At 72.5% G+C, this 21677-nt stretch carries 20 protein-coding genes and 1 pseudogene; 7 read left to right on the top strand and 14 right to left on the bottom strand.

Features of this window, described 5'->3' with window-relative positions:
* Positions 1-37: 37 nt before the first annotated feature.
* Positions 38-1267: a cysteine--1-D-myo-inosityl 2-amino-2-deoxy-alpha-D-glucopyranoside ligase gene (gene mshC / locus DY218_RS07595; protein ID WP_128555141.1), complete on the top strand. Its 1230-nt coding sequence runs from the start codon at positions 38-40 to the stop codon at positions 1265-1267.
* A gap of 171 nt (positions 1268-1438) precedes the next feature.
* Here mshC and DY218_RS07590 read toward each other — a convergent pair whose 3' ends face one another.
* The 12 genes from DY218_RS07590 to DY218_RS07535 form a co-directional block, all read right to left on the bottom strand.
* Positions 1439-2551: a PAC2 family protein gene (locus DY218_RS07590; RefSeq protein WP_128555140.1), complete on the bottom strand. Its 1113-nt coding sequence runs from the start codon at positions 2549-2551 to the stop codon at positions 1439-1441.
* Between the two features lie 127 nt (positions 2552-2678).
* Positions 2679-3701: an aromatic ring-hydroxylating oxygenase subunit alpha gene (locus DY218_RS07585; RefSeq protein ID WP_128555139.1), complete on the bottom strand. Its 1023-nt coding sequence runs from the start codon at positions 3699-3701 to the stop codon at positions 2679-2681.
* 2 nt (positions 3702-3703) lie between these two features.
* Positions 3704-3928 (bottom strand): recombinase-like helix-turn-helix domain-containing protein, encoded by a 225-nt coding sequence (locus tag DY218_RS07580; protein WP_128555138.1) that lies wholly within the window; start codon positions 3926-3928, stop codon positions 3704-3706.
* Positions 3929-3999: 71 nt separating this feature from the next.
* A complete protein-coding gene (locus DY218_RS07575; RefSeq protein ID WP_128555137.1) occupies positions 4000-4935 on the bottom strand; it encodes a PDR/VanB family oxidoreductase in 936 nt (311 codons plus the stop codon).
* Between the two features lie 13 nt (positions 4936-4948).
* Positions 4949-6574 (bottom strand): thiamine pyrophosphate-binding protein, encoded by a 1626-nt coding sequence (locus DY218_RS07570; RefSeq protein ID WP_128555136.1) that lies wholly within the window; start codon positions 6572-6574, stop codon positions 4949-4951.
* A gap of 10 nt (positions 6575-6584) precedes the next feature.
* A complete protein-coding gene (locus DY218_RS07565) occupies positions 6585-7367 on the bottom strand; it encodes an SDR family oxidoreductase (RefSeq protein ID WP_128555135.1) in 783 nt (260 codons plus the stop codon).
* A gap of 61 nt (positions 7368-7428) precedes the next feature.
* Positions 7429-8208 carry an SDR family oxidoreductase gene (locus DY218_RS07560; RefSeq protein WP_128555134.1) on the bottom strand — a complete coding sequence of 260 codons (780 nt, stop codon included), beginning with the start codon at positions 8206-8208 and terminating at the stop codon, positions 7429-7431.
* Entirely contained in the window at positions 8201-8722 is a 522-nt protein-coding gene (locus DY218_RS07555; RefSeq protein ID WP_128555133.1) for a cupin domain-containing protein, read from the bottom strand. Before DY218_RS07555 ends, DY218_RS07560 begins: the two co-directional genes overlap by 8 nt.
* A 9-nt stretch (positions 8723-8731) precedes the next feature.
* On the bottom strand, positions 8732-9589 hold the full coding sequence (locus tag DY218_RS07550) for an alpha/beta fold hydrolase (RefSeq protein WP_128555132.1): 858 nt from the start codon (positions 9587-9589) through the stop codon (positions 8732-8734).
* Entirely contained in the window at positions 9586-10392 is an 807-nt protein-coding gene (locus DY218_RS07545; protein ID WP_128555131.1) for an aspartate dehydrogenase domain-containing protein, read from the bottom strand. The genes DY218_RS07550 and DY218_RS07545 overlap by 4 nt, the downstream gene beginning before the upstream one ends.
* Positions 10389-11357 carry a VOC family protein gene (locus DY218_RS07540; protein ID WP_128555130.1) on the bottom strand — a complete coding sequence of 323 codons (969 nt, stop codon included), beginning with the start codon at positions 11355-11357 and terminating at the stop codon, positions 10389-10391. The genes DY218_RS07545 and DY218_RS07540 overlap by 4 nt, the downstream gene beginning before the upstream one ends.
* 29 nt (positions 11358-11386) lie before the next feature.
* The gene (locus DY218_RS07535; RefSeq protein WP_128555129.1) at positions 11387-12871 is read right to left on the bottom strand and encodes an aldehyde dehydrogenase family protein; all 1485 of its coding nucleotides are present in this window, start codon (positions 12869-12871) and stop codon (positions 11387-11389) included.
* Between the two features lie 278 nt (positions 12872-13149).
* Between DY218_RS07535 and DY218_RS07530 the strand changes: the two genes are divergently transcribed.
* On the top strand, positions 13150-14523 hold the full coding sequence (locus DY218_RS07530) for an MFS transporter (RefSeq protein WP_128555128.1): 1374 nt from the start codon (positions 13150-13152) through the stop codon (positions 14521-14523).
* A gap of 64 nt (positions 14524-14587) precedes the next feature.
* On the opposite strand, the gene DY218_RS07525 is transcribed toward DY218_RS07530, so the two are convergent.
* Both DY218_RS07525 and DY218_RS07520 read right to left on the bottom strand, forming a co-directional pair.
* A complete protein-coding gene (locus DY218_RS07525) occupies positions 14588-15763 on the bottom strand; it encodes a TetR/AcrR family transcriptional regulator (protein WP_128555127.1) in 1176 nt (391 codons plus the stop codon).
* 170 nt (positions 15764-15933) lie between these two features.
* A complete protein-coding gene (locus DY218_RS07520; RefSeq protein ID WP_128555126.1) occupies positions 15934-17061 on the bottom strand; it encodes an XdhC family protein in 1128 nt (375 codons plus the stop codon).
* Positions 17062-17286: 225 nt separating this feature from the next.
* Between DY218_RS07520 and DY218_RS07515 the strand changes: the two genes are divergently transcribed.
* From DY218_RS07515 to DY218_RS07500, 5 genes and pseudogenes are all read left to right on the top strand, one after another.
* Complete coding sequence (locus DY218_RS07515) at positions 17287-18150, top strand: FAD binding domain-containing protein (RefSeq protein WP_128555125.1); 864 nt, start codon at positions 17287-17289, stop codon at positions 18148-18150.
* On the top strand, positions 18147-18701 hold the full coding sequence (locus tag DY218_RS07510) for a (2Fe-2S)-binding protein (protein WP_199566654.1): 555 nt from the start codon (positions 18147-18149) through the stop codon (positions 18699-18701). The genes DY218_RS07515 and DY218_RS07510 overlap by 4 nt, the downstream gene beginning before the upstream one ends.
* A pseudogene (locus DY218_RS35690) lies at positions 18689-19942 on the top strand (xanthine dehydrogenase family protein molybdopterin-binding subunit); the annotation flags it as partial. The gene DY218_RS07510 and the pseudogene DY218_RS35690, both read left to right, overlap by 13 nt.
* A 27-nt stretch (positions 19943-19969) precedes the next feature.
* A complete protein-coding gene (locus DY218_RS35685) occupies positions 19970-21100 on the top strand; it encodes a xanthine dehydrogenase family protein molybdopterin-binding subunit (protein WP_407703582.1) in 1131 nt (376 codons plus the stop codon).
* 47 nt (positions 21101-21147) lie between these two features.
* Positions 21148-21677: SRPBCC family protein (locus tag DY218_RS07500; RefSeq protein ID WP_128555123.1), on the top strand; the 530-nt coding region annotated here is incomplete at its 3' end.

Here is a 21677-nt window from a genome sequence, read left to right as displayed (position 1 = left end):
TTCGTATCCGGAAGCAGCGTCCGGTTAGGCTCGAGTCATGCATGCCTGGCCCGCTTCCGAGGTCCCCGCCCTGCCCGGCAAGGGCCGCGACCTCAGGATCCACGACACCGCGACCGGCCGACTCGTCGAGCTCGCCCCCGGTCCCGTCGCCCGTATCTACGTCTGCGGCATCACGCCGTACGACGCGACCCACATCGGTCACGCGGCGACCTACAACGCGTTCGACCTCGTCCAGCGCGTGTGGCTCGACACCAAGCGGCAGGTGCACTACGTCCAGAACGTCACCGACGTCGACGATCCGCTCCTCGAGCGGGCGGTGCGCGACGGCGAGGACTGGGTGGCGCTCGCCGAGCGGGAGACGACCCTCTTCCGCGAGGACATGACGGCCCTCAGGATGCTGCCGCCGCGGCACTACATCGGAGCCGTGGAGTCCATACCCCGGATAGTCCCCTTGGTGGAACGCCTCAGGGACCTCGGCGCCGCCTACGAACTCGACGGCGACATCTACTTCTCCGTCGAGGCCGACGCCCACTTCGGCGAGGTGTCCCGGCTCGACGCCGCCGCCATGAAGGCGCTCTCCGCGGAGCGCGGCGGCGACCCGGAGCGCCCCGGCAAGAAGAACCCGCTCGACCCGATGCTGTGGATGGCCGCCCGCGAGGGCGAGCCGAGCTGGGACGGCGGCTCGCTCGGACAGGGCAGGCCCGGCTGGCACATCGAGTGTGTGGCCATCGCCCTGGAACACCTCGGCATGGGCTTCGACGTGCAGGGCGGCGGCTCCGATCTCGCCTTCCCGCACCACGAGATGGGCGCCTCGCACGCGCAGGCGCTCACCGGTGAACACCCCTTCGCCCAGACCTATGTGCACGCCGGCATGGTCGCCCTGGACGGCGAGAAGATGTCGAAGTCGAAGGGCAATCTCGTCTTCGTCTCCACGCTGCGCCGCTCCGGAGTCGATCCGGCCGCGATCCGCCTCGCGCTGCTCGCCCACCACTACCGCGCGGACTGGGAGTGGACGGACCAGGTGCTCGAGGACGCCGTCGCCCGCCTGGACCGCTGGCGGGCCGCCGTGTCGCGACCGGACGGACCGTCCGCCGAGGCCCTGGTCGACGAGATCAGGTCCGCGCTCGCCGACGACCTGGACTCACCGGCCGCGCTCCTCGCGGTCGACCGCTGGGCCGAACGGCAGGCGGACACGGGCGGCGACGAGGAAGGCGCCCCCGGAGTCGTCTCCCGCGCGGTCGACGCACTCCTCGGAGTAGCCCTGTAGCCGACGGGACCCGGCCCGGGCCCCATCAGGTACGCCACAGGCTCAGGTACGCCACAGGCCGACGGCCATCGCGCTCGATCTGCGCGACGGCCGTCGGCCTGTGGCAACTTCACTGCAACGGGGGCCTGTTCGCCCGCAAGCGGGAGCGAGACCCGGCCGGCCGAGGCACCGTCAGACGGTCCCCTCGCCCCCGTCACCGCCGCTGTCGTCCCCCGGCTTCCCGCCCGAGGAACCGTCACCGTCGCCGCTCTCCTCCGACGCACCGTCACCGCCCGGCTCCGGACGGGACGACTCCGTACGCGAGGACTCCGTGCGCGACGACTCCGACCCACCGGACTCCGGCAGTTGGGGTTTCGGCGGCCGGGTGCGGTCGGAGCCGGTGTCCCGCAGATACGACGCCGAGTCCCCGCCGTCCGTGGCGTGGCCGCCCGGCTGCCCGGGACCGCCGTCACGCCGCCGCAGATAGCGCTCGAACTCGCGGGCGATCGCCTCGCCCGACGCCTCCGGCAGCTCCGCGGTGTCCCGTGCCTCCTCGAGGGACTGCACGTACTCCGCCACCTCGCTGTCCTCGGCGGCCAGTTGGTCCACCCCGATCTGCCAGGCTCGCGCGTCCTCCGCCAGGTCACCCAGCGGGATGCGCAGGTCGATCAGGTCCTCGAGGCGGTTGAGCAGGGCAAGGGTCGCCTTCGGGTTCGGCGGCTGCGAGACGTAGTGCGGGACGGCCGCCCAGAGCGACACCGTCGGCACACCGGCATGCGTGCAGGCCTCCTGCAGAATCCCGACGATCCCCGTCGGGCCCTCGTACCGCGTCTCTTCCAGGCTCATCGAGCGCGCCAGATCGGCGTCCGAGGTCACGCCGCTGACCGGCACCGGGCGGGTGTGCGGGGTGTCGCCGAGCAGCGCGCCGAGCACCACGATCAGCTCCACGCCGAGCTCGTGTGCGAAGCCCAGGATCTCGTTGCAGAACGAGCGCCAGCGCATCGACGGCTCGATGCCGCGCACCAGGACCAGATCGCGCGGCTTGTCCCCGCCCACCCGGACCACGGAGAGCCGGGTCGTCGGCCAGGTGATCTTGCGCACGCCCTCGTCGAGCCAGACCGTGGGCCGGTTGACCTGGAAGTCGTAGTAGTCCTCCGCGTCGAGCGCCGCGAACACCTCGCCCTTCCACTCGCGGTCGAGATGCGCCACCGCGGTGGAGGCCGCGTCACCCGCATCGTTCCAGCCCTCGAACGCGGCCACCATGACCGGGTCGACCAGCTCGGGAACCCCCTCGAGCTCGATCACCCAGCGCCTCCTTCCGACGTTCCCCCGGGGCCTGGACGGCCTGGGGGACCCCCACTTCGCGTACGCCCCAACCTTACGGCGTCCGCGAGGGCCCGCCGCCTTTCGGGGCGGGGCCGTCGTACCCCGGCTACCCGCCCGCCGGCTTCGCTCCCTGGGCCTCGGCGGCCGCGCGGTAGAGGCGGCGCAGCCGGACCACTCCGAGGTCGTGCTGGTAGAGGTTCTCCCGCTGGTCCGCGTCCGCGGGCATCGCCTCCAGCATCACCCGGTCCTGCTCGAGGACGTCCCAGTGCCGCTGCTCGATCAGCGTCCGGTACAGGAAGCGCCAGGACGCCCGCTGCCAGCCCTGCACCCGCCGGTAGCGCCAGAAGAAGACCCCGGTACGGCCCGCGTCGACCGGGCAGGCCATGCCCACGATGCCGAACGGGCCGCCGGGCCCTGCCGACGGCGGGTACGGGATCGACAGGTCCACCCAGTCGACCCCGGTGTGGCACAGCTCGACCCAGTCGAAGTTCACTCCGCGCTGGTCGGTCTTCTCGAAGAAGTAGCCGCGCTCGGTCTCACGGATGCGGAACTTGGCGGTGGTGTCGCCGTCGAACATCGTGTGCGAGTCGTGGTGCAGGAAGGCGCCGTGCATCGGGTCGAGCAGATTCTCCATGGCGTACCGCCACGGCACGTTCCACTCGGCATAGCAGAGGAACGCGTCGACCTCGGGGTCGGTGAGCGGCTCAGGCAGGGTCAGCTCGACCGGCTCCGGGTGCTCCTCGTCGCCGAAGTAGGCGAGGATCGCGCCGCCCACCTCGCGCACCGGGGGCGAGGCGACGAGCTGCTTGCCCTCCAGATTGCAGCCGGGCAGGCCGGGCACGGAGGAGACCGTGCCGTCCGTCTCCACCTCCACGCCGTGGTACCAGCAGGCCACCCGGTCGCCCAGGTGCTTGCCGAGCGACAGCGGGGCGCCACGGTGCGGACAGCGGTCGGCGAGCATCGACAGGGTGCCGTCCGAGCGGCGGAAGAGCAGCCACTGCTCGCCGAGCGCGGTGACCTTGCGCATCGCGCCCGGCGCGACGAAGTCGGAGGGGACGACGGCGTGCCACTGGTTGCGCAGGCCGTTGGCGTAGATGTGTTCCGCGGTGGCGGTCGTCGACAGTGTCATGGTCAGGCTCCCAGTCGGTCCAGCTCGGTGCGGAAGGTCTGCTCGGTCCACGGCCGGCCGTCCGGCGCATGCACCTGACGGGCATTCAGGCCACGGATGACATCGGCGAGTTCGTGCCCCTCGACGGTGAAGACCTCCTCGAGGGTGGCGGCGAGCTTGAGTTCGTACGGCGTCGGCTCGTGGGTGCGGCTCTGGTGGATCTCGAGGTACGGCCAGCTGTCGGTCATGGTGTCTCCAGTACGTACGGCGGTGGCGCTGCGGGCGGCGGACCCGGGCGCCACGGGTCACAGGGGGCGGGTCACAGGTCGAGGACGAGCCGGCCGGAGGCGCACCGCGAGACACAGATCATCATCGTGGCGCCGGCGGCGTGCTCCGCCTCGCTGAGCAGGAAGTCGCGGTGGTCGGGGGTGCCGTCGAGGACCCGGGTCTCGCAGGATCCGCAAATCCCTTCCTGGCAGGAGCTGTTGACGCTCAGCCCGGCCTCCTCCGCGGCCTGCAGGATCGAGCTGTCCGGCCCGACGCTCAGGGTGCGGCCCGAGCTGCGGCACTCGACCTCGAAGGCCTCCTCGCCGCCGGTGCGCTCCACCACCGGCGCCGAGAACCGCTCCAGACGCAACCGCTCGGCGGGGCAGCGCTCCTCCACGGCGGCGAGCAGCGGAGCAGGTCCGCAGGTGTACACGAGCGTGTCGTCCGGCAGCCCGGAGAGCTCCGCGTCCAGATCGATGTGCCCCAGCTCGTCCTGCGGTACGAGGGTCAACTCACCGTCCAGCGCGGACAGTTCCTCGGCGAACGCCATCGAGGCGCGGCTGCGCCCGCCATACACCATCCGCCACCGCGCGCCGCGGGCGGCCGCCTCGCGGGCCATCGCGAGCAGCGGAGTGATCCCGATGCCGCCCGCCACGAAGAGATACGCGCCGGCGTCCTCGAGCACGAAGTGGTTGCGCGGCTCGGAGACCGTAAGAAGCTGTCCGGGGCGCAGCTTGGTGTGCACGTGCCGCGAACCACCGCGCGATGCGGGCTCGTCGAGCACCCCGATCCGGTATCTGCCGGTGTCCCGCGGATCGCCGCAGAGGCTGTACTGGCGGGTGTACGCACCGGCCACCACGTCGATGTGGGAGCCCGGAGTCCACTCGGGCAGCGGCTTGCCCTCGGGATGCACGAGCTCGACCGAGAGGACACCCTCGGCCTCCCAGGTCATCCGGTGCACCGTCAGCTGCAGGGAGTTCTCGCTCATCGCTGCTGCCTCCTCACTGGCCCGGGATCTTCACGGGCGGGGTGAACGGGTTCTTCATGGGGCCGAGCGAGGCCAGGTCGACCTCGACCAGAACCGGCCCTTCGGAGGCGACGGCCTGGTCGAGCACCGGCTCGGCGTGCTCCTCGGCGGCGATCCGCAGATACGGCAACCCGCAGGCGCGGGCGAGGAGTTCGAAGTCGGGGGTGACGAGATCGACTCCCGAGCGGCGGTCCGCGTACCGGTCCTGCATATTGCGGAGCACGCCGTAGCCCCCGTCGTTGAAGACGATCAGGGTGAGCCGGGGGCGCTCCTGGGCCAGGGTGAGCAGCTCGCCGAGGTGGACGGCGAGTCCGCCGTCGCCGGCCAGCACGACGGTGGGGGAGTCGGGGCGGGCGAGCGCCGCGCCGATACCCATGCCGAGGCCCTGGCCGATGCCGCCGCCGCGCGGGAAGACGTTGTCGCGCGGGTCGTAAATCTCCAGGAGCCGATTGCCCCAACTGCTGGACGGGATCGTCACATCGCGGGCCACCACCGCGCGGCGCGGCAGCGCGGAGCGCAGCGCGTCGCAGATCGCGGCCTGCGGCCCGATGCCTTCGTGCAGGGCCGCCCGCACCTCGGTGCGCACCGCGCCGATCCGGTCGCGCCAGCCGGCCTCGGCGGGCACGGCCTGCGGCAGCAGGGCCGCGAGCGTGGCGGCCGCGTCGCCGTGCAGCGCGTGCCGCGCCGGGTACACCCGGCCGAGCGCGGCCGGGTCCAGGTCGATCTGGATGTGCGCGGCGGGCAGTTCGAGCCCGTAGTCGGCGGTCTCGTTGGAACGGAAGTGGGTGCCCACGGTCAGCAGTACATCGGCGTCGGCGAGCAGCGCACGCCCGGCCGGTGCGGTCGCGAAGTTGCCGATCACCTGCGGGTGGTCCTCGGGCACCGCGCCGCGGCCCGAGTTGGAGGTGAGCAGGCCTGCGCCGGTCGCCTCCAGGAGCCGCCGCAGCTCGGTCCCGGCGCGTGCGGCGCCGCCGCCGGCCCAGATCAGCGGGCGCTCTGCGGAGGCCAACAGGTCGGCAGCGGCCGCCAGTTCGACCGGATCCGGTACGGCAGGTGCGGCCGGGGTGGCCGGCGCGGAGTCGTCCGTCTGCGCCGCGTACTGCAGATCGATCGGCCACTCCACACTGGCCGGGCCGCCGGGCGCGTGCAGCGCGGCGGCCGCCGCCTCGCGCAGGATCCCGCCCGCGGCCTCGGCGGACGGCACCGTCGCCGCGTACGCGGAGACCGCGGTCAGCATGCCCAGCTGGTCCTTGGTCTCGTGGATGAAGCCACGGCCGCTGCCCAGGTATGCGCTCTCCACCTGCCCGGTGACATGCAGCACCGAACTGCCCGCGCTCAGCGACTCGATGAGCGATCCCGCTGCGTTGCCCGCGCCGGTGCCGGTGGAGGTGAGGGCGCAGCCCAGGCCGCCCCTGGCCCGCCCGTACGCATCGGCCGCGTTCACCGCGGAGGCCTCGTGGCGTACGGGGACGAAGCGCAGTTCGCGGTCGACGGCCTCGACCAGCGGCAGGTTGTGCACGCTGACGATGCCGAAGACGGTGTCGATGCCAAGGTCCCGCAGGACGGCGACGAGGAGATCGCCTCCGTTGTCGTGATCCATGGTGGTCTCCTCAGAGGATCGAGCGGCCGACGCCGCCGCAGACGTCGATGCCGGTGCCGGTGATGTAGGAGGCGCGTGGCGAAAGGAGCGTCACCACGGCGTAGGCGACCTCCTCGGCGCGGCCGAGCCGGCCGAGCGCGATGCCCCGGTCCGCCGCCAACTCCGCCTGCCAGTCCGCGTAGTCGAGACCGGAGGCCGCGGCCGCGTGCCTGCGCGTCCACTGGCCGGTGTCGACCAGACCGAGGCAGACGGAGTTGACCCGGATGCCCTCGGGGGCGAGTTCGGTGGACAGGGACTTGGAGAGGTTCAGGATTCCGGCGCGGGCGGCACTGGTGGTGATCAGACGGGTCTCCGGCTGCTTCGCCAGGACCGCATTGACATTGACCACGGCCGCCGCGTCGGAGGCCTTCAGGTGCGGGCGGGCCGCATGCAGGGGGTGCAGCACGCCCGCGAACTTCAGCTCGAGCTCGTCCCGCCAGTCGTCGGCGGTGGCGGCGTCCAGGCCCTTCATACGGGACTGGCCCGCGTTGTTGACCAGGCCGTCGACGCCGCCGAAGGTGTCGGCGGTCTGCTGTACGAAGGCGTTGACCGCATCCGCGTCGCGCACGTCGCAGACCGATGTCAGGAGCCGGTCGGCGGGCAGCGAGGCGGTGGCCTTGGCGAGGCGCTCGGCATCCCGGCCGCAGGTGGCGACGCGGGCGCCCTCCTCGAGCAGGGCGCGGACCGTGGCCAGGCCGACGCCCGAACTGCCTCCGGTGACGACCACGGTGCGGTCGGCGAGACCCAGATCCATGGGGTGAACTCTCCAGTCGTAGTGCGGGGTTGACCGGTGGGCCGATCGAACGGCCCGGCGGTCAGTGCATGGTGAAGCCGCCGTTGACGGCGAGCACCTGTCCGGTCAGATAGCGGGACTCGTCGCCGAGCAGGAACGCGACGAGGCCGGTGAGGTCTTCGGGCTGCTGCGGCCGCGAGATCGCCCGGTTCAGGCGGTACAGCTCGTGCCGCTCGGCCGGCACGGTCTCGGTGGCCTCGCACTCGGTGAGTCCGGGCGCGACGGCGTTGACGGTCACGCCCCGGTCGCCGAGCTCCCTGGCCATCGCCCTGGTCAGTGCGATCACCGCGCCCTTGGAAGCCACGTAGTGCGCCAGCCGGGGCGAGCCGTACAGGGCCGCGTCCGAGGCCAGATTCACTATCCGGCCGCCCGCGCCGTGCGCCAGGAGCTGCGGGAGCAGTGCTCTGGACACCAGCCACGGGCTCCGCGCGTTGACCGTCATCAGACGGTCCCACTCGGCCACCTCGAGGTCCCAGAACTCCTTGCCGCCCACGCCGTTCGCGAGCGCGGCATTGTTCACCACGGCGTGCAGCGGACCCAACTCGGCCGTACGGGAGGCGAGTTCGGCCACCGAGTCCGGTACGCCCACGTCGCAGCGTACGAAGTGGGCGTCGAGCCCGTCCGCGCGAAGCAGCTTCTGTGCCTCCCGCCCCCGGGCGTCGTCGAGTTCGGCGACGACGACCCGGAAGCCGTCCGCGCCGGCCCGGCGGGCCATGGCCAGTCCGAGGCCACGGCCCGCGCCGGTGACGACGACCGTGCGGGTGCCGGTCGTGCCCGATTCCGGCGGGCGAGCGTCAGTCACGGGTGACGCCGTGCATCGGGGAGTACTCCGGGTAGCTCGGCACCTGCGGCTTCTGGGTGCCGATGACCACGCAGAACAGCGCGTCGGTGTCGCCCTCGTTCTTCAGCGAGCGGGTCACACCGGCCGGCACGACGATCATGTCGCGGTAGCCGAGGGTGCGGTACTCGGCCTCGTCGGGGCCGCGGTGGATGCCCACCTTGACCTCGCCCTCGAGGACGAAGAAGGCCTCCTCCACGTCGTGGTGGGTGTGCGCCGGGCCCTCGGCGCCGGGCGGCAGCAGCATGTTGGAGAAGGTGAATCCGCCGGACGGGATGATGCGGCTGTCGCCCTCGTGGTTGCCGGTCGCACCGGAGCCGACGTAGCGGATCTGACCGCGGCGGAACCGGGCACCGGCCTTCTCCTGGAAGGACAGCGTGTCGAAGTCCGCGATCCGCGAGTCCTTGGTGGCGATGAGGGAGTCGGTGTACGCGGCGAGGTCGCCGCCTTCGACGTACTCGGTGGTGGTCAGAGGCATGGTGAACTCCTAGACGTACGAGGGTTGTTCGGTTGCGGACCGGGCGATGTGCTCGGGTATCCGGTCGGTGATGCGCAGGTGCGAGAGGACCCAGGCGTCGAACGCCCGGGGCTGCTCCTGATTGGCCAGGTGACCGGCGTCCTTGACGATCACGTAGGCGGTCCGGTGGATGGCGCCGGCGATGGCCTGTCCGGCCTCGATCCCGGTCACCGTGTCGTGTTCGCCGCAGATCACGAGGGTGGGTGCGGCGATGCCGGGCAGTTCGGCGCGCAGATCGGCCGAGGCCATCGACTCGGCGGCGTAGCCGTAGCCCGGCAGCCGCACGGACGAGGCCATGGTGTCGACGACCCGGCGGACCAGTTCGCCGGGCGCGCCCGGCGACACCAGGCGCGGGCCGCGCGACTCGGCGAACGCCCGCGGGCCGAGCGTCGCGAGCTCATCGGCCCGCGCCCGCATGGCCGCCGCCTTCGCCTCGTCGGTCCCGGACCCCGGGCTGGAGTCCGCGACGATCAGCGACCTGACGAGGTCCGGGTGGCGGGCGGCCAGGCGCAGTGCGATCACCCCGCCCCACGAGACGCCGAGCACATGGGCGTCGGCGGCCCGTGCGCGGATCACCTCGGCGGCCGCGTCGGCGAATCCGTCCAGGTCGAGCGGCTCGTCCGGGTCGGCGGACGCGGCGTATCCGGGGGCGTCCCAGGCCACCACCCGTACGTACGCGGACAGTTCGGCCAGCTGGTCGGCGAACGCGGCCGACGAGGAGCCGATCCCGTGCAGACAGAGCAGCAACGGGCCCTGCTCGCCCGCCTCTTGGACGTGCACCCGGGCGGCGGTGGCGGTCGGTGCGCCGACCGGGGTCGGCGCGCTCACAGGATCTGTCCCGTCCGGCCGGCCAGCGCCGCGAGGCTGCGCAGTACCGCGTGCGGCACGACCTTGCTGGTCGCCGGGTTCGCCGCGTCCGGTACGTGCGCCACCTCGAAGCGGTACGCGCCGTGCGGGCCCGACGCCTCGATGACGTGCCGGGTCCGCAGCGCACCCGGGTCGGCGACGACCTGGACCCGCACAGCGTCCAGGTCGCCGACGGCCAGGGCGACGGAGGCGGCCACATTCGTCGACTTCGGGAACTTCACCGGGACGTCCCGTGCGGTGCCCGACATGACGACCACCGGACCGGTCGCCGACCGCATCCGATCGAGCAACTCCTCGTCCATCCAAGGCTGTTCGAGGGTCGAGGGCAGCTTGGTGGTGGTCAGGGTCACCGAGTCGAGCGGGCCGAGTCCGCGGACGGACTGCAGCAGGTCGAGCCCGCCGACCGCGCCGCCGGTGAAGTACACCCGGCCCGGTCCGGCGGCGAGCAGTCGCTTCGCGAGCTCGTCGTCGGTGAGCGCCCCGGTGGAGGCGACGAGCAGATCGGTGCCGGAGGCCAGTACCCGCTCGCCCCATTCCCGTACGACACCCTGGCCCGCGGCCTCCACGATCAAGTCGCAGCTGTCCAGGGCCTGTTCGAAGGAGACCTGGGGAGCGGGGGCGGCTTCCCCGAGCGGACGGTTGTCGACGATGCAGACCAGCTCGGCGCCGGGTATCCCACCCGCGGCGAGCGCGCCGCCTGCCACTCGGCCGATCGCGCCCCAGCCGACCACGCCGACCTTGCGTACGGTGTGTGCGGTCGTCATGCGGTGGCCTCCTGGGGTTGCGGGCGGTGCAGCGGGCCGGGGTCGGGCGTGCCCGCCATGTGGCAGCGGATCTCCTCGGACGGCGGTCCCGCCGTGCCCCACAGGTCGGACAGCTCGGGGACGCGCCGCCAGACCCGGGCGATCCAGGCGTCCTCGACGATCTGGGCGACCTCGGACGTGTACTCGCAGACGAGCCCGGACGGGTCGGTGAAGTACGAGAACGTGTTGTTGCCGGGCCCGTGCCGGCCGGGGCCCCACTGCGGGACGATCCCGTGGTGGCGCAGCCTGCCGAGCCCGCGCATGAAGTGGTCGACCGAGGTCATCTCGTACGCCACATGATTCAGGGAGGTCCACTCGGCGCGGTTGAAGGCGATGCAGTGGTGGTCGGCGTTGCAGCGCAGGAAGGCCATCTGGTGCTCGGACCAGTCGGAAACCCTCAGGCCGAGCACCTCGCAGTAGAAGGCGACGGCGGCGTCGATGTCGACGGTGTTGAGTACGGCGTGCGTCACCCCGACGGGGACGGCGGCGTCGCGTCCGCGCGGCGCGACCGCGTGCACCTCGGCGCTGATCTCGACGAGCCGCTGCTCGGGGTCGGTGAACCGCAGACCGTAGCCACCGCCCGCCTGGTCGAGCGGGCCGGGCCCGTACACCGGGACGATCCCGCGGGCCTCCAGGCGGCGGGCCGCCTCGTCGACCTCGGCGGGCGTGCCGACGGAGAAGGCGAGCCGGCCGAGGCCGACCCGGTCCCGCTCGGTGAGGTGCAGGACGTGGTGCTCGTCCCCGGTGCCGCGCAGCCAGCGCGCTCCGGTGTCCGATTCGACGGTGGTCAGGCCCCAGACCTCCTGGTAGAAGTCGGCGGCCTCGGTGAAGGCGGGGGTGTGCAACTCCACGTAGCGCAGGGAGCGCAGGCGAGCGATCGGCCCGGACGCGGGTGCTTGGTGCAGGACCGGGGGTGCTTGGTGCATGACGTACTCCAAGTGGCGGGCGTGCCGGGTCAGTTGGCCCAGGGCAGCGGGCTGTCCGAGGTGCCCCAGTACAGGGACTTCTGCCGCTGGTAGGAGCGGATGGCCTCGCGGCCCTTCTCGGTGCCGAGGCCGCTGTCCTTGGTCCCGCTGAACGGGGTGGAGGCGCTGAACTGCTTGTAGGTGTTGATCCAGACCGTGCCCGCGTCGATACGCCGCGCCAGTCGCCAGGCGGCGCGGTGGTCGCGGGTCCAGATGCCGCAGGCGAGGCCGTAGACCGTGTCGTTGGCCTGGCGGACCAGGTCGTCCTCGTCGTCGTAGGGGAGAGCCACCAGGACCGGGCCGAAGACCTCCTCCTGGCAGATGCGCGCCGAGTTGGGCACGCCGTCCAGGACGGTCGGCAGGTAGTAGGCGCCGTCGCGGTACTGCTCGCCCTCGGGTGCCGCGCCGCCGCACAGCACCCGTGCGCCCTCGGCCCGTGCCCGGTCCACGTGCGCGGCGACGGCGTCGCGGTGGCTGTGGTGCACGAGCGGGCCGACCTGGGTGTCGGGGGCGGTGCCCGGGCCGACCCGCAACTTGCCCACGCGCGCCACGAGTTCGCCCACGAAGGAGTCGTAGATCTCACGGGCGACGAAGAGCCGTGAGCCGGCGATGCAGGACTGGCCCGTCGACGAGAAGATGCCGAACAGGACGCCGGACAGGGCGAGTTCGATGTCTGCGTCGGCGCGCACGATGGTCGGGGACTTGCCGCCGAGCTCGAGCGAGGCCGGGATCAGCTTCTCGGCCGCGGCGGCCGCGATGGTCCGGCCGGTACCGGTGCCGCCGGTGAAGCCGATCCGCCCCACCAGGGGATGGCGCACGATGGCGTCGCCGACCACCCGGCCGCTGCCCGGCAGGACCGACAACAGCGCGGTGGGCAGCCCGAGTTCGTCCAGCGCCTCGGTGATGATGCGGCCGAGGGCGAGGGAGACGAGCGGGGTCCAGGCGGCCGGCTTGAGCAGGACCGCGTTCCCGGCCGCGAGCGCCGGGGCGATCTTCTGGGCGTCGGAGGCGACGGGGGAGTTCCAGGGGTTGATCGCGCCGACCACGCCGATCGGCTCGTGGACGCTCATCGTGACGTACGGGCCACGGGACGGGGTGAGCGCTTCCTCGGCGGTCTCCAGGGCGGCGCCGGCGTACCGGAAGGTGCCGGCCGCGCTCAGCGCGAGCGCCCTGGTCTCGGTGAGCGTCTTGCCGGTGTCCGCCGTCTGCAGGCGGGACAGCTCGTCGGCCGCCGCCTCGGTGCGGTCGGCGATGCGGTGGAGCAGCCTGGCCCGCTCGTGCGGCAGCAGATCGCGCCAGGCCGGATCCGCCGCGGCCCGCGCCGCGGCCCGCGCCGCCTCGTCGACCTCGTCGACGGACGCGGAGTGGACGGTGGCGAGCACATCGCCGGTCGCCGGGTCGACGGTGTCGATGGGCTCGCCCGCGCCGCGTCGCCACTGGCCGGCGATCAGGATCTCGTGGGCTGTGCGAGGCACGGCAAGACCTCCAAGAGGGGCGGGGCATGGGCCTGTTGACGGTTCGCTGCGAGTTCGATCGAGGTCGGTCAAGTGCTAGAAATCTAAGGGCTTAAATATATTCCCGCAACCCCCTGGGTCGCGCGACTTGCCGAAGTGCCGTTCGTCGGCTCGACATCAGAGCGCTCGGCGGTCACCCCTGAAGTGTCGTCGAAAGTATTTAGGCCATTAACTATTGACCGCTTAGTTAAGCGCTTCTAGGGTCGCCGCAGCTTCTCTGCTGCGGAAGGATCCCCGTCATGACGACTGTGGCCGACACGGCTGCCGCAGGTTCGATAGCCGCAAGGCTCGAGCGCCTGCCCCAATCCCGGTGGCACGTCAAGGTCCGATTCATGATCGGCGCCGTGACGTTCTTCGAGGCGTTCGACCAGCTGCTCGCCGCCTCCGCACTGCCGGTCCTCACGGAGGAGTGGAACCTCAGCACCGGCCAGGCGACCTTCGCCGTGACGGCCGCGTCGATCGGCATGCTCATCGGAGCGCTGCTCGCCGGCTCGCTCGGCGACCGGATCGGCCGGGTGCGCACCGTCGCGCTCGGCGTCGGTGTCACCGCGATCGCCTCGCTCGCGGTCGCCTTCTCCTGGAACATCGAGACCTTCGCCCTCTTCCGCTTCGTCCAGGGCCTCGGCATCGGCGGTGTCGTCCCGGTCGCCGCCACGTACATCAACGAGATTGCCCGCTCCGACAAGCGCGGCCGCTTCGTACTGATCTACGAGATGATCTTCCCGGCGGGTCTCGCCGCCGCCAGCCTGGTCGCCGTCTGGGTCGTCCCCAACTTCGGCTGGCGCGCGATGTTCGTGATCGGTGCCGTGCCGGTGATCCTCGCCGCGCTGCTGCCGCGCACCGTGACCGAGTCACCGCGCTGGCTGCTTGCCAGGGGACGCACCGAGGAGGCCGAGCGGGCGCTCGCGGACATCGAGGCACAGGTCTCCCGCGCCACCGGCGACGTCCTGCCCGCGCCCGCGGCGACCGACCACCGGGTGGAGGAGGACGTGACCCGGGGGCGGCTGCGCGAGCTGTTCGTCGGCCGGTATCTGCGCCGTACCGTCATCGTGTCGGCACTGTGGTTCGTCGCGTACTACGTCAACCACGGCATCTCCACCTGGCTGCCGTCGCTCTACACCAAGAACTTCGGCCTCGACCTGACCACGGCACTCGTCTACACCCTGCTCAGCAACGTGACCGGACTGATCGGCACCTTCGTCGTCGCCATGTTCATCGACCGCATCGGACGCCGGCCGGCCCTGGTCGCGGCGCTCGGCGGCACGGTCCTCACGCTCGGCGTCCTCGCCCTGGCCGGAGCCACCTCAGGACTGCAGGTGGCGATCTTCGCCTCGGCGACGACCTTCTTCCTGTACGCGATCAACGCCGGGCTCTACCTCTACTCGCCGGAGCTCTACCCGACCCGCAACCGCGCCAAGGGCGCCGCCTTCGGCGGACTCTGGAACCGGCTCGGCGTCATCCTCGGCCCGGTCGTCGTCGGCGGGATCCTCGGCGCCGGCGGCAGCCTGAAGCTGGTCTTCGCCCAGCTCGCGGGGGTGGCCCTGATCGGTGCGATCGTCGCGCTCTTCGCCGTCGAGACGAAGGGGAAGACGCTGGAGCAGCTCAACTCCTGACGTAGAAAAGGGAGTTCGCCGCGATCGAGTGGCGATAGGGGGCCGGTGGCCCGGAGCTCTGGACTCAGAGTTCCGGGCCACCGGCCTCCAGCGTGCGCGACAGCGTGCCGAGGAGCGCCGAGAGGCGCCTTCGGTCCGCCGGCGCCAGGCCGGAGAGCAGTTCGTCCTCGCGGGCGCGGCGGGCGGCCGCCACCCGATCGGTGAGCTCGCTGCCCGCGTCGGTGAGGCGGAGGCGGACGATGCGGCGGTCGCGCGGGTCGCGTTCCCGCCGGATCAGACCCCGCGCCTCGAGCCGGTCCGCGTGCTGGGTGAGGCCGCCGGCCCGTACCGCCCCGGTGGCCGAGACCTCTCCCATGGTGAGTCCGCGTGATCCGTCCGCGGTGTGCAGGGCGGTGAGGACGTCGAGCGCGGGCAGGCTGATGCCGTACTCCTTCACCATCCGGCCGAGCAGCGCCTGGTAGCGCAGCGTGCACTCGCCGAGGGCGGCGAACAGGTCGGGGGAGTGGGCGGGTTCGCGGCGATCGGCCGGTGCCGTCCGGGGCGCCTCGGTGGGTGCCGGAGGCGTCGCACGGGCGGTGGGGACGCCGACGGTGTCGGTACCGCCGGCGGTGTCGGTACCGCTGTCGGTGTCGGCGGACGGAGCCGGGCCGAGTGCGGTGGCGAGTGCCGCGGAGAGGGCGGTGCCGAGCTCCGCCGACGGTACGGACGCGGCCGGCTCGTGGGCGAACACGTACCGCTCCATGATCACGCCGAACAGGATGCTGCGGACCACGGCCGTACGCACCTCGGCGTCCGGGCCGTCCCCGAGCAGCGCGGCCAGCGGCTCGCCGACCTGCCGTTCCAGGATGCTCCGCAGCAGCTCGGCGCTGGGCGCATGGGTGACCGCCGAGCGGATCAGGGCCGGCCACGGGTCACCGGGCTGCAGCCGGTCCCAGCGGTCCAGGTAGGCGCGGGCCAGCACGTCCGGCAGTCGTGCCGGATCCTCGCCCGCGGCCCGCAGCACCTCGGGTCCTACGCCGGCGCCGCTGCCGACGACCTCGCGGAAGAGCGCGTCCTTGGTGCCGAAGTAGGCCATCACCAGGCCGGGCGTGACGTCCGCCTCGGCCGCGATGGCGCGGATCCCGACGCCTGTGTAGCCGTGGTCGGCGAACAGGCGTCGCGCCGCGTCGAGCACCGCTCTGCGCCGGCCCTGCGGATCGTGTGCGCGGCCCCGCCGCCTCGGCTCCTCGTCCTGTCTCACCCTCGGAGTCTGCCGTACGCCGGGCGCCCCGAACGCCGTACCGGGAACACCGCCGGGTGACGCAACTCTCGTCGACGAGTGCCGTTCTCCCTTGTGCTGCGATTCCACCTGCCTCAGATTAAACGAGTGTTCACAAAAACAGTCGTTCAAAAAGGGTCGAGGATCCTCCGTCAGGCGCTGTGGACGGGGCCGGTGCGCCGGGTGAGCGGGAGTCCGCTGCCGCCGCGGGCGGTGGCGATGATCTCGGCGAGTATGGACACGGCCGTCTCCTCGGGGCCGCGGCCGCCGAGGTCGAGGCCGATGGGGGAGCGCAGCCGGCCGAGTTCGACGGGGCCGAGACCGGCCTCCCGCAGACGCCCGAGCCGGTCCTGATGGGTGCGCCTGCTGCCCAGAGCGCCGACGAACCCTGCCCGGCTGCGCAGCGCGAGCGCGAGCAACGGCACGTCGAACCGGGCGTCGTGGGTGAGGACGCAGACCGCGGTGGCGGCGTCGACGAGGTGTTCATGGGCCGCGAACCAGCGTTCGGGCCGGTCGACCACGACCTCGTGGGCGCCGGGGAACCGCTCCGGCGTGGCAAAGGCGGCGCGGGCGTCGCAGAGCGTCACCCGCCGCCCCACCAGTGCGCCCGCCGCGACCAGCGGACGGGCGAACTCGGCCGCGCCGAACACCAGCAGACGGGCCGGGGCGGCGAAGCACTGCACCAGCAACTCGCGCGCCGGACCGCAGTACGGCCCGGCTTCCCCGCCCGTGTCCGAAGGCTCTCGGCCCACCCGTACGACGCCGCTGGCACCACGGGACAGCAGGCCCTCGGCGGCCAGTCGCGCGGCCCGGTCGAGCTCGGCCGTGCCGAGCGTGCCGTGCGTCGCGTGCGTGCCGGGCCCCGAACCGGCGGCCACGGCGAGCGAACCGCCGCCCGCCACGTCGGTGAGCAGTGCGGCCGGGCGGCCGTCGGCGACCGCCGCGGCGACCGGGGCGACCGGGGTCGCGCGGGTGATCTCCCGGATCAGGACCTCGATGGTGCCGCCGCAGGTCAGGCCCACCGCGAAGGCGTCCTCGTCCCCGACGCCGTACGTCTCGATCTGCGCGTCTGCGCCCGCGAGCACCTCCTCCGCCACCGCGCAGACGCTCGCCTCCACGCAGCCGCCGGACACGCTGCCGACGACCCGGCCGTCCTCGTGCACCAGCATCGAAGCGCCCGCCGGATGGGGCGAAGAACCCCAGGTCCGCAGCACTGTGGCCATGGCGAACCGGTCGCCCGACCGCTGCCAGACGGCCGCCGTGTCGATGACGTGTCGCATGTCCCGCACTCCGTTCCACCGAGAGATGGGCGGCAGCCCCTTGCCAGGAGAAACTTTAGGGTAAATCATTTCAGGTACTAGATAGATCCCTGGTGGAGGAATCCGGTCCGTGCGACGCGGCCGACGCGATCCCCACGAGGCAAGAGGTACGAGGACGTGCGACGACGCGCCACGGACATGCGGCGACGTATGACGCTCGACGACCCGAGAGGCCAGGTGGCCCGGATGAAACCCACACCGTTCGACTACACGGCACCCCGCACACTCACCGACGCGCTCGCCCTGCTCGCCGACGAGGAGCGGGACGCCAAGGTGATCGCGGGCGGCCAGTCGCTGATCCCGATGCTCAACATGCGCCTCGCCCGGCCCGGACTGCTCGTCGACATCACCCGCATCCCCGAACTGGGCAGCAGCCACGTGGACGCCGCAGGCGCCCTGCACATCGGGGCCGCCGTACGCCAGCACCGGGCCGAAGCCGATCCGGCCGTCCGCGCGGGCTGGCCCCTGCTCGCCGCGGCGCTCGCCCACATCGGACACCCGCAGATCCGCCGCCGCGGCACCGTCTGCGGCAGCCTCGCCCACCACGACCCTGCCGCCGAACTCCCCACCGCCGCGCTCGCCCTGGACGCGAGCTTCGTGATCGCCGGACCACGCGGCACCCGTACCGTGCCGGCCGCCGAATTCTTCGTGGCCACCTTCCAGACCGCGGTCGACGCGGACGAGGTGCTCACCGAGGTGGTGTTCCCGGCCGCTCCGGGGCGCGGCTGGGCCTTCGAGGAACTCGCCCGCAGACACGGCGACTTCGCGACCGTCGGAGTCGCCGTCGTCCTGGACCGTGCGGGGGATGCCGTACGGTCCGCGCGCATCGTCTGCTGCGGCGCCGGCCCCGTGCCCGTACGTCTGCACTCCGCCGAGGAAGCACTCATCGGCACATCCGTCGCTCCCGAGGCCGTGGCCGCGGCGGTGTGCGCCGCACTCGCCGGCCTCGATCCCGCCGACGACGTGCACGCCACCGCCACCTACCGGCGCGAGAGCGCCGCCCACCTCCTCGCCCGCGCCTGCACCACCGCATGGGAGCGCTGCTCATGACCTCCACCACCCCCGTCCCCACATCCACGCCCACCGTCCGCACCCCGCCGCTCACCGAACCCTCCGGCTGGCACGAGATACGCCTCACGGTCAACGGCGAACCGGTCACCGCCCCCGTCGAATCCCGCCTGCTGCTCAGCGACTTCCTGCGCGACCGGCTCGGACTCACCGGCACCCACGTCGGCTGCGAACACGGCGTGTGCGGCGCCTGCACCGTCCTCCTCGACGGCGAACCCGTGCGGTCCTGCCTCACGCTCGCCGTCCAGTGCGAGGGCGCCGAACTGCGCACCGTGGAGAGCCTCGCGCCCGACGACGCGCCCCTCACCGATGTGCAGCGCGCCTTCCACGAGTGCCACGGCATGCAGTGCGGCTTCTGCACCCCCGGATTCCTGATGACGACCACCGCACTGACCGACCGCCCGGAGCGCCCCGGCGCCACCGAGGTCGCCGACGCCCTCAGTGGACACCTCTGCCGCTGCACCGGCTACCGCAACATCCGCCGCTCCGTGGGCCGGGCACTCGACGAGACCTACGGGGAGTGCGCGAAGTGAACAACGCGACGAGCGAACTGACGACCCACCCCGCCCCGGACGACGGCCCCTGGATCGGCCGGCCCGTACCCCGGGTCGAGGACGAACGACTGCTGCGCGGCCACGGCCGCTACGTGGACGACGTCACCCTGCCCGGCGCGATCGAGGCTGCCTTCCTGCGCAGCCCGCACGCGCACGCCGGGATCGAGTCGGTCGACGTCGGCGCCGCCCTCAACGCCCCCGGCGTCATCGCCGTAGGGACCGGCGCCGACGTCGCCCACCTCCCCGAACTCCTCAACAAGGAAGAACTGCGCACCCCGCCCCCACTCGCCGAACTCCTGGCCCCCGCGGTCCGGATGACACCCATGCCGCTGCTCGCCCGCGACCGCGTGCGCTACGTGGGCGAGCCGGTCGCCGTCGTCCTCGCCGAGAACCGCTACCTCGCCGAGGACGCACTCGAACTCATCGACGTGCGCTACTCCGCACTTCCCGTCCTCGTCGACCCCGACCACGCCCTGGACGCCGACGCCCCGCTGCTCCATCCGGAAGGCGGCGACAACACCGCGGTCGCGGTCGCGACCACGGTCGGCGACCCCGACGCGGCGTTCGCCGGCGCGCACACCGTGATCAGCGAGGAGTTCCAGGCACACCGCTACGTCGCCTCGCCCATCGAGACCCGTGCGGTGTCCGCCCAAGTCGACCCCTACACCGGCAGGTTGACCCTCTGGTCGGGCACCCAGACACCGCACCGGCTCCGCGACGCCGTCGCCCACACCCTCGGCCTCACCCCCGACACCGTGCACGTCATCGCCGCCGACGTCGGCGGCGGCTTCGGCCAGAAGGGCATCCTCTACGTCGAGGAACTCCTCGTACCGCACGCCGCGCGCATCCTCGGCCGCCCCGTGCGCTGGCGCGAGGACCGCAACGAGAACCTCACCGCCTCCTCGCACGCCCGCGAGTAGATCCACCGCATCGAACTCGCGGCCGACGCCGACGGCCGGCTGCTCGGCCTGCGCGACCGGATCACCGTCAACTTCGGCGCGTACAACATGACCGGCCTCGTCGTGCCGTACAACTCGCTGTGCCACCTGGCAGGCCCGTACCGCATCCCCGCCCTGCACATCGACGTCAAGGGCGTGTTCACCAACACCACCTTCGCCACGCCCTACCGCGGCGCCGGCCGCCCCGAGGCGGTCTTCGCGATGGAACGCGCCATGGACCGGCTCGCGGACCGCCTCGGCCTCGCCCCCGAGGAGCTGCGCGCCCGCAATCTGATCGGACCCGACGCGATGCCGTACGCCACAGGTCTCGTCGACCGCTCGGGCCGGCCGCAGTCGTACGACTCCGGTGACTTCCCCGAACTCCTGCGCCGCGCCGTCGCCCGCGTCGAGCCCGAGCGGATCCGTGCCCGGCAGCGGAACGGACCGGCCGACGGCAGACACCTCGGCATCGGCTTCGCCCTGTACATCGAAGCCACCGGACTCGGCCCCTTCGAGACCGCCCGTGTCGACGTCACTCCCACCGGCCGCATCCGGCTCGCCATCGGCGCGCCCTCCCAGGGCCAGGGGCACCGCACCTCCATGGCGCAGATCGCGGCCGACGCCATCGGAGTACGCCCCGACGCCGTCGACGTCATCGGCGGAGACACCGACGCCACCCCGTTCGGCGTCGGTACGATCGCCAGCCGCGCCCTGGTCAACGCGGGCAACGCCACCCACCGCGCGGCCCGCCTGGTCCGCGAGAAGATCATCGAGGCCGCGGCCCGGCGCCTGGCCGTCGCCCCTGACACCCTCGACCTGCACGACGGCACCCTCACCACCAAAGACCCCGAAGGGCCGTCCCTCACCCTCGCCGAACTCGCCGGCCGGGCCGCCCTGCCCGGCGTCCCCGAACCCACGGACGGCCGGCACGGCACCGAACTCAGCGAGACCGTGCACTTCCGCCCGCCCGGCTTCGCCGTCGCCAGCGGCGCGCATGCCGCGGTCGTCGAAGTCGACGCGCACACCGGCGAGATCGAGATCCTCCAGTACGTCGTCGTGCACGACGCCGGCGTCATCGTCAACCCGATGATCGCCGAGGGCCAGGTCACCGGCGGCATCGCCCAGGGCATCGGCGGCGCCCTCTACGAGGAGATGATCTACGGCCCGGACGGCCAGCCCCGCACCGGCACCTACATGGACTACCTGGTGCCGACCTCCTCGGAGATCCCCGACCTGGACATGGACGAGCTCCACACCCCGAGCCCGATGAACGACCTCGGGGTCAAGGGACTCGGCGAGGGCGGCGCCATCGCCCCTCAGGCCGTACTCGCCAACGCGGTCGAGGACGCCCTGCGCCCGCACGGCGCCGTCGTACGCCGCGGACCGCTCTCCCCGAGCCGCGTCCGCGACCTGATCCGCGGGGCCGCCGCCGGCACCTGAGCGACCGCCGAGAGCCGAGCCCCTGCACCACCGAGAGGACCCACCCCATGCAACTCGACCACTCCTTCACCGTCCCCGCCGCACCCGACGAGGCGTGGACGCTCTTCCTCGACCTCGCCCGGGTCGCCCCCTGTATGCCGGGCGCCGTGCTCGACACCCTGGACGGCGACCGCTTCACCGGCCGTGTCAAGGTCAAGGTCGGTGCCGTACAGATGAGTTACCGAGGCGAGGGCACCGTACGGCGGGACGCCCCGCAGCGTGCCATGGTCCTCGACCTCAGCGCCGACGAAACCCGCGGCGCCGGCACGGCCTCGGCCACCGTCACCGCGAGCCTGCACGAGGACCCCGCCGGCACCCGGGTACGGGTCCGCACCGACCTCGACATCACCGGCCGGCCCGCGCAGTTCGGCCGGGGCATCATGGCGGAGGTCGGCGACCGCATCGTGCGGCAGTTCGCGGACCGCCTCGAAGAGCTGCTGCGCGCACCCGCCGCCCCCGCGCAGGGCCCGGCCGCCGTCGCACCGGCCGCCGCCGAGCCCGCGGCCGTGGACCTCGGAGCAGCCGCCCTGCCCGTGCT

The sequence above is a fragment of the Streptomyces triticagri genome, from assembly GCF_003429565.1.
Lineage (GTDB): Bacteria > Actinomycetota > Actinomycetes > Streptomycetales > Streptomycetaceae > Streptomyces > Streptomyces triticagri.
The sequence above is the reverse complement of the archived record's forward strand: the minus strand, read 5'-3'. Positions and strand labels throughout refer to the sequence as shown.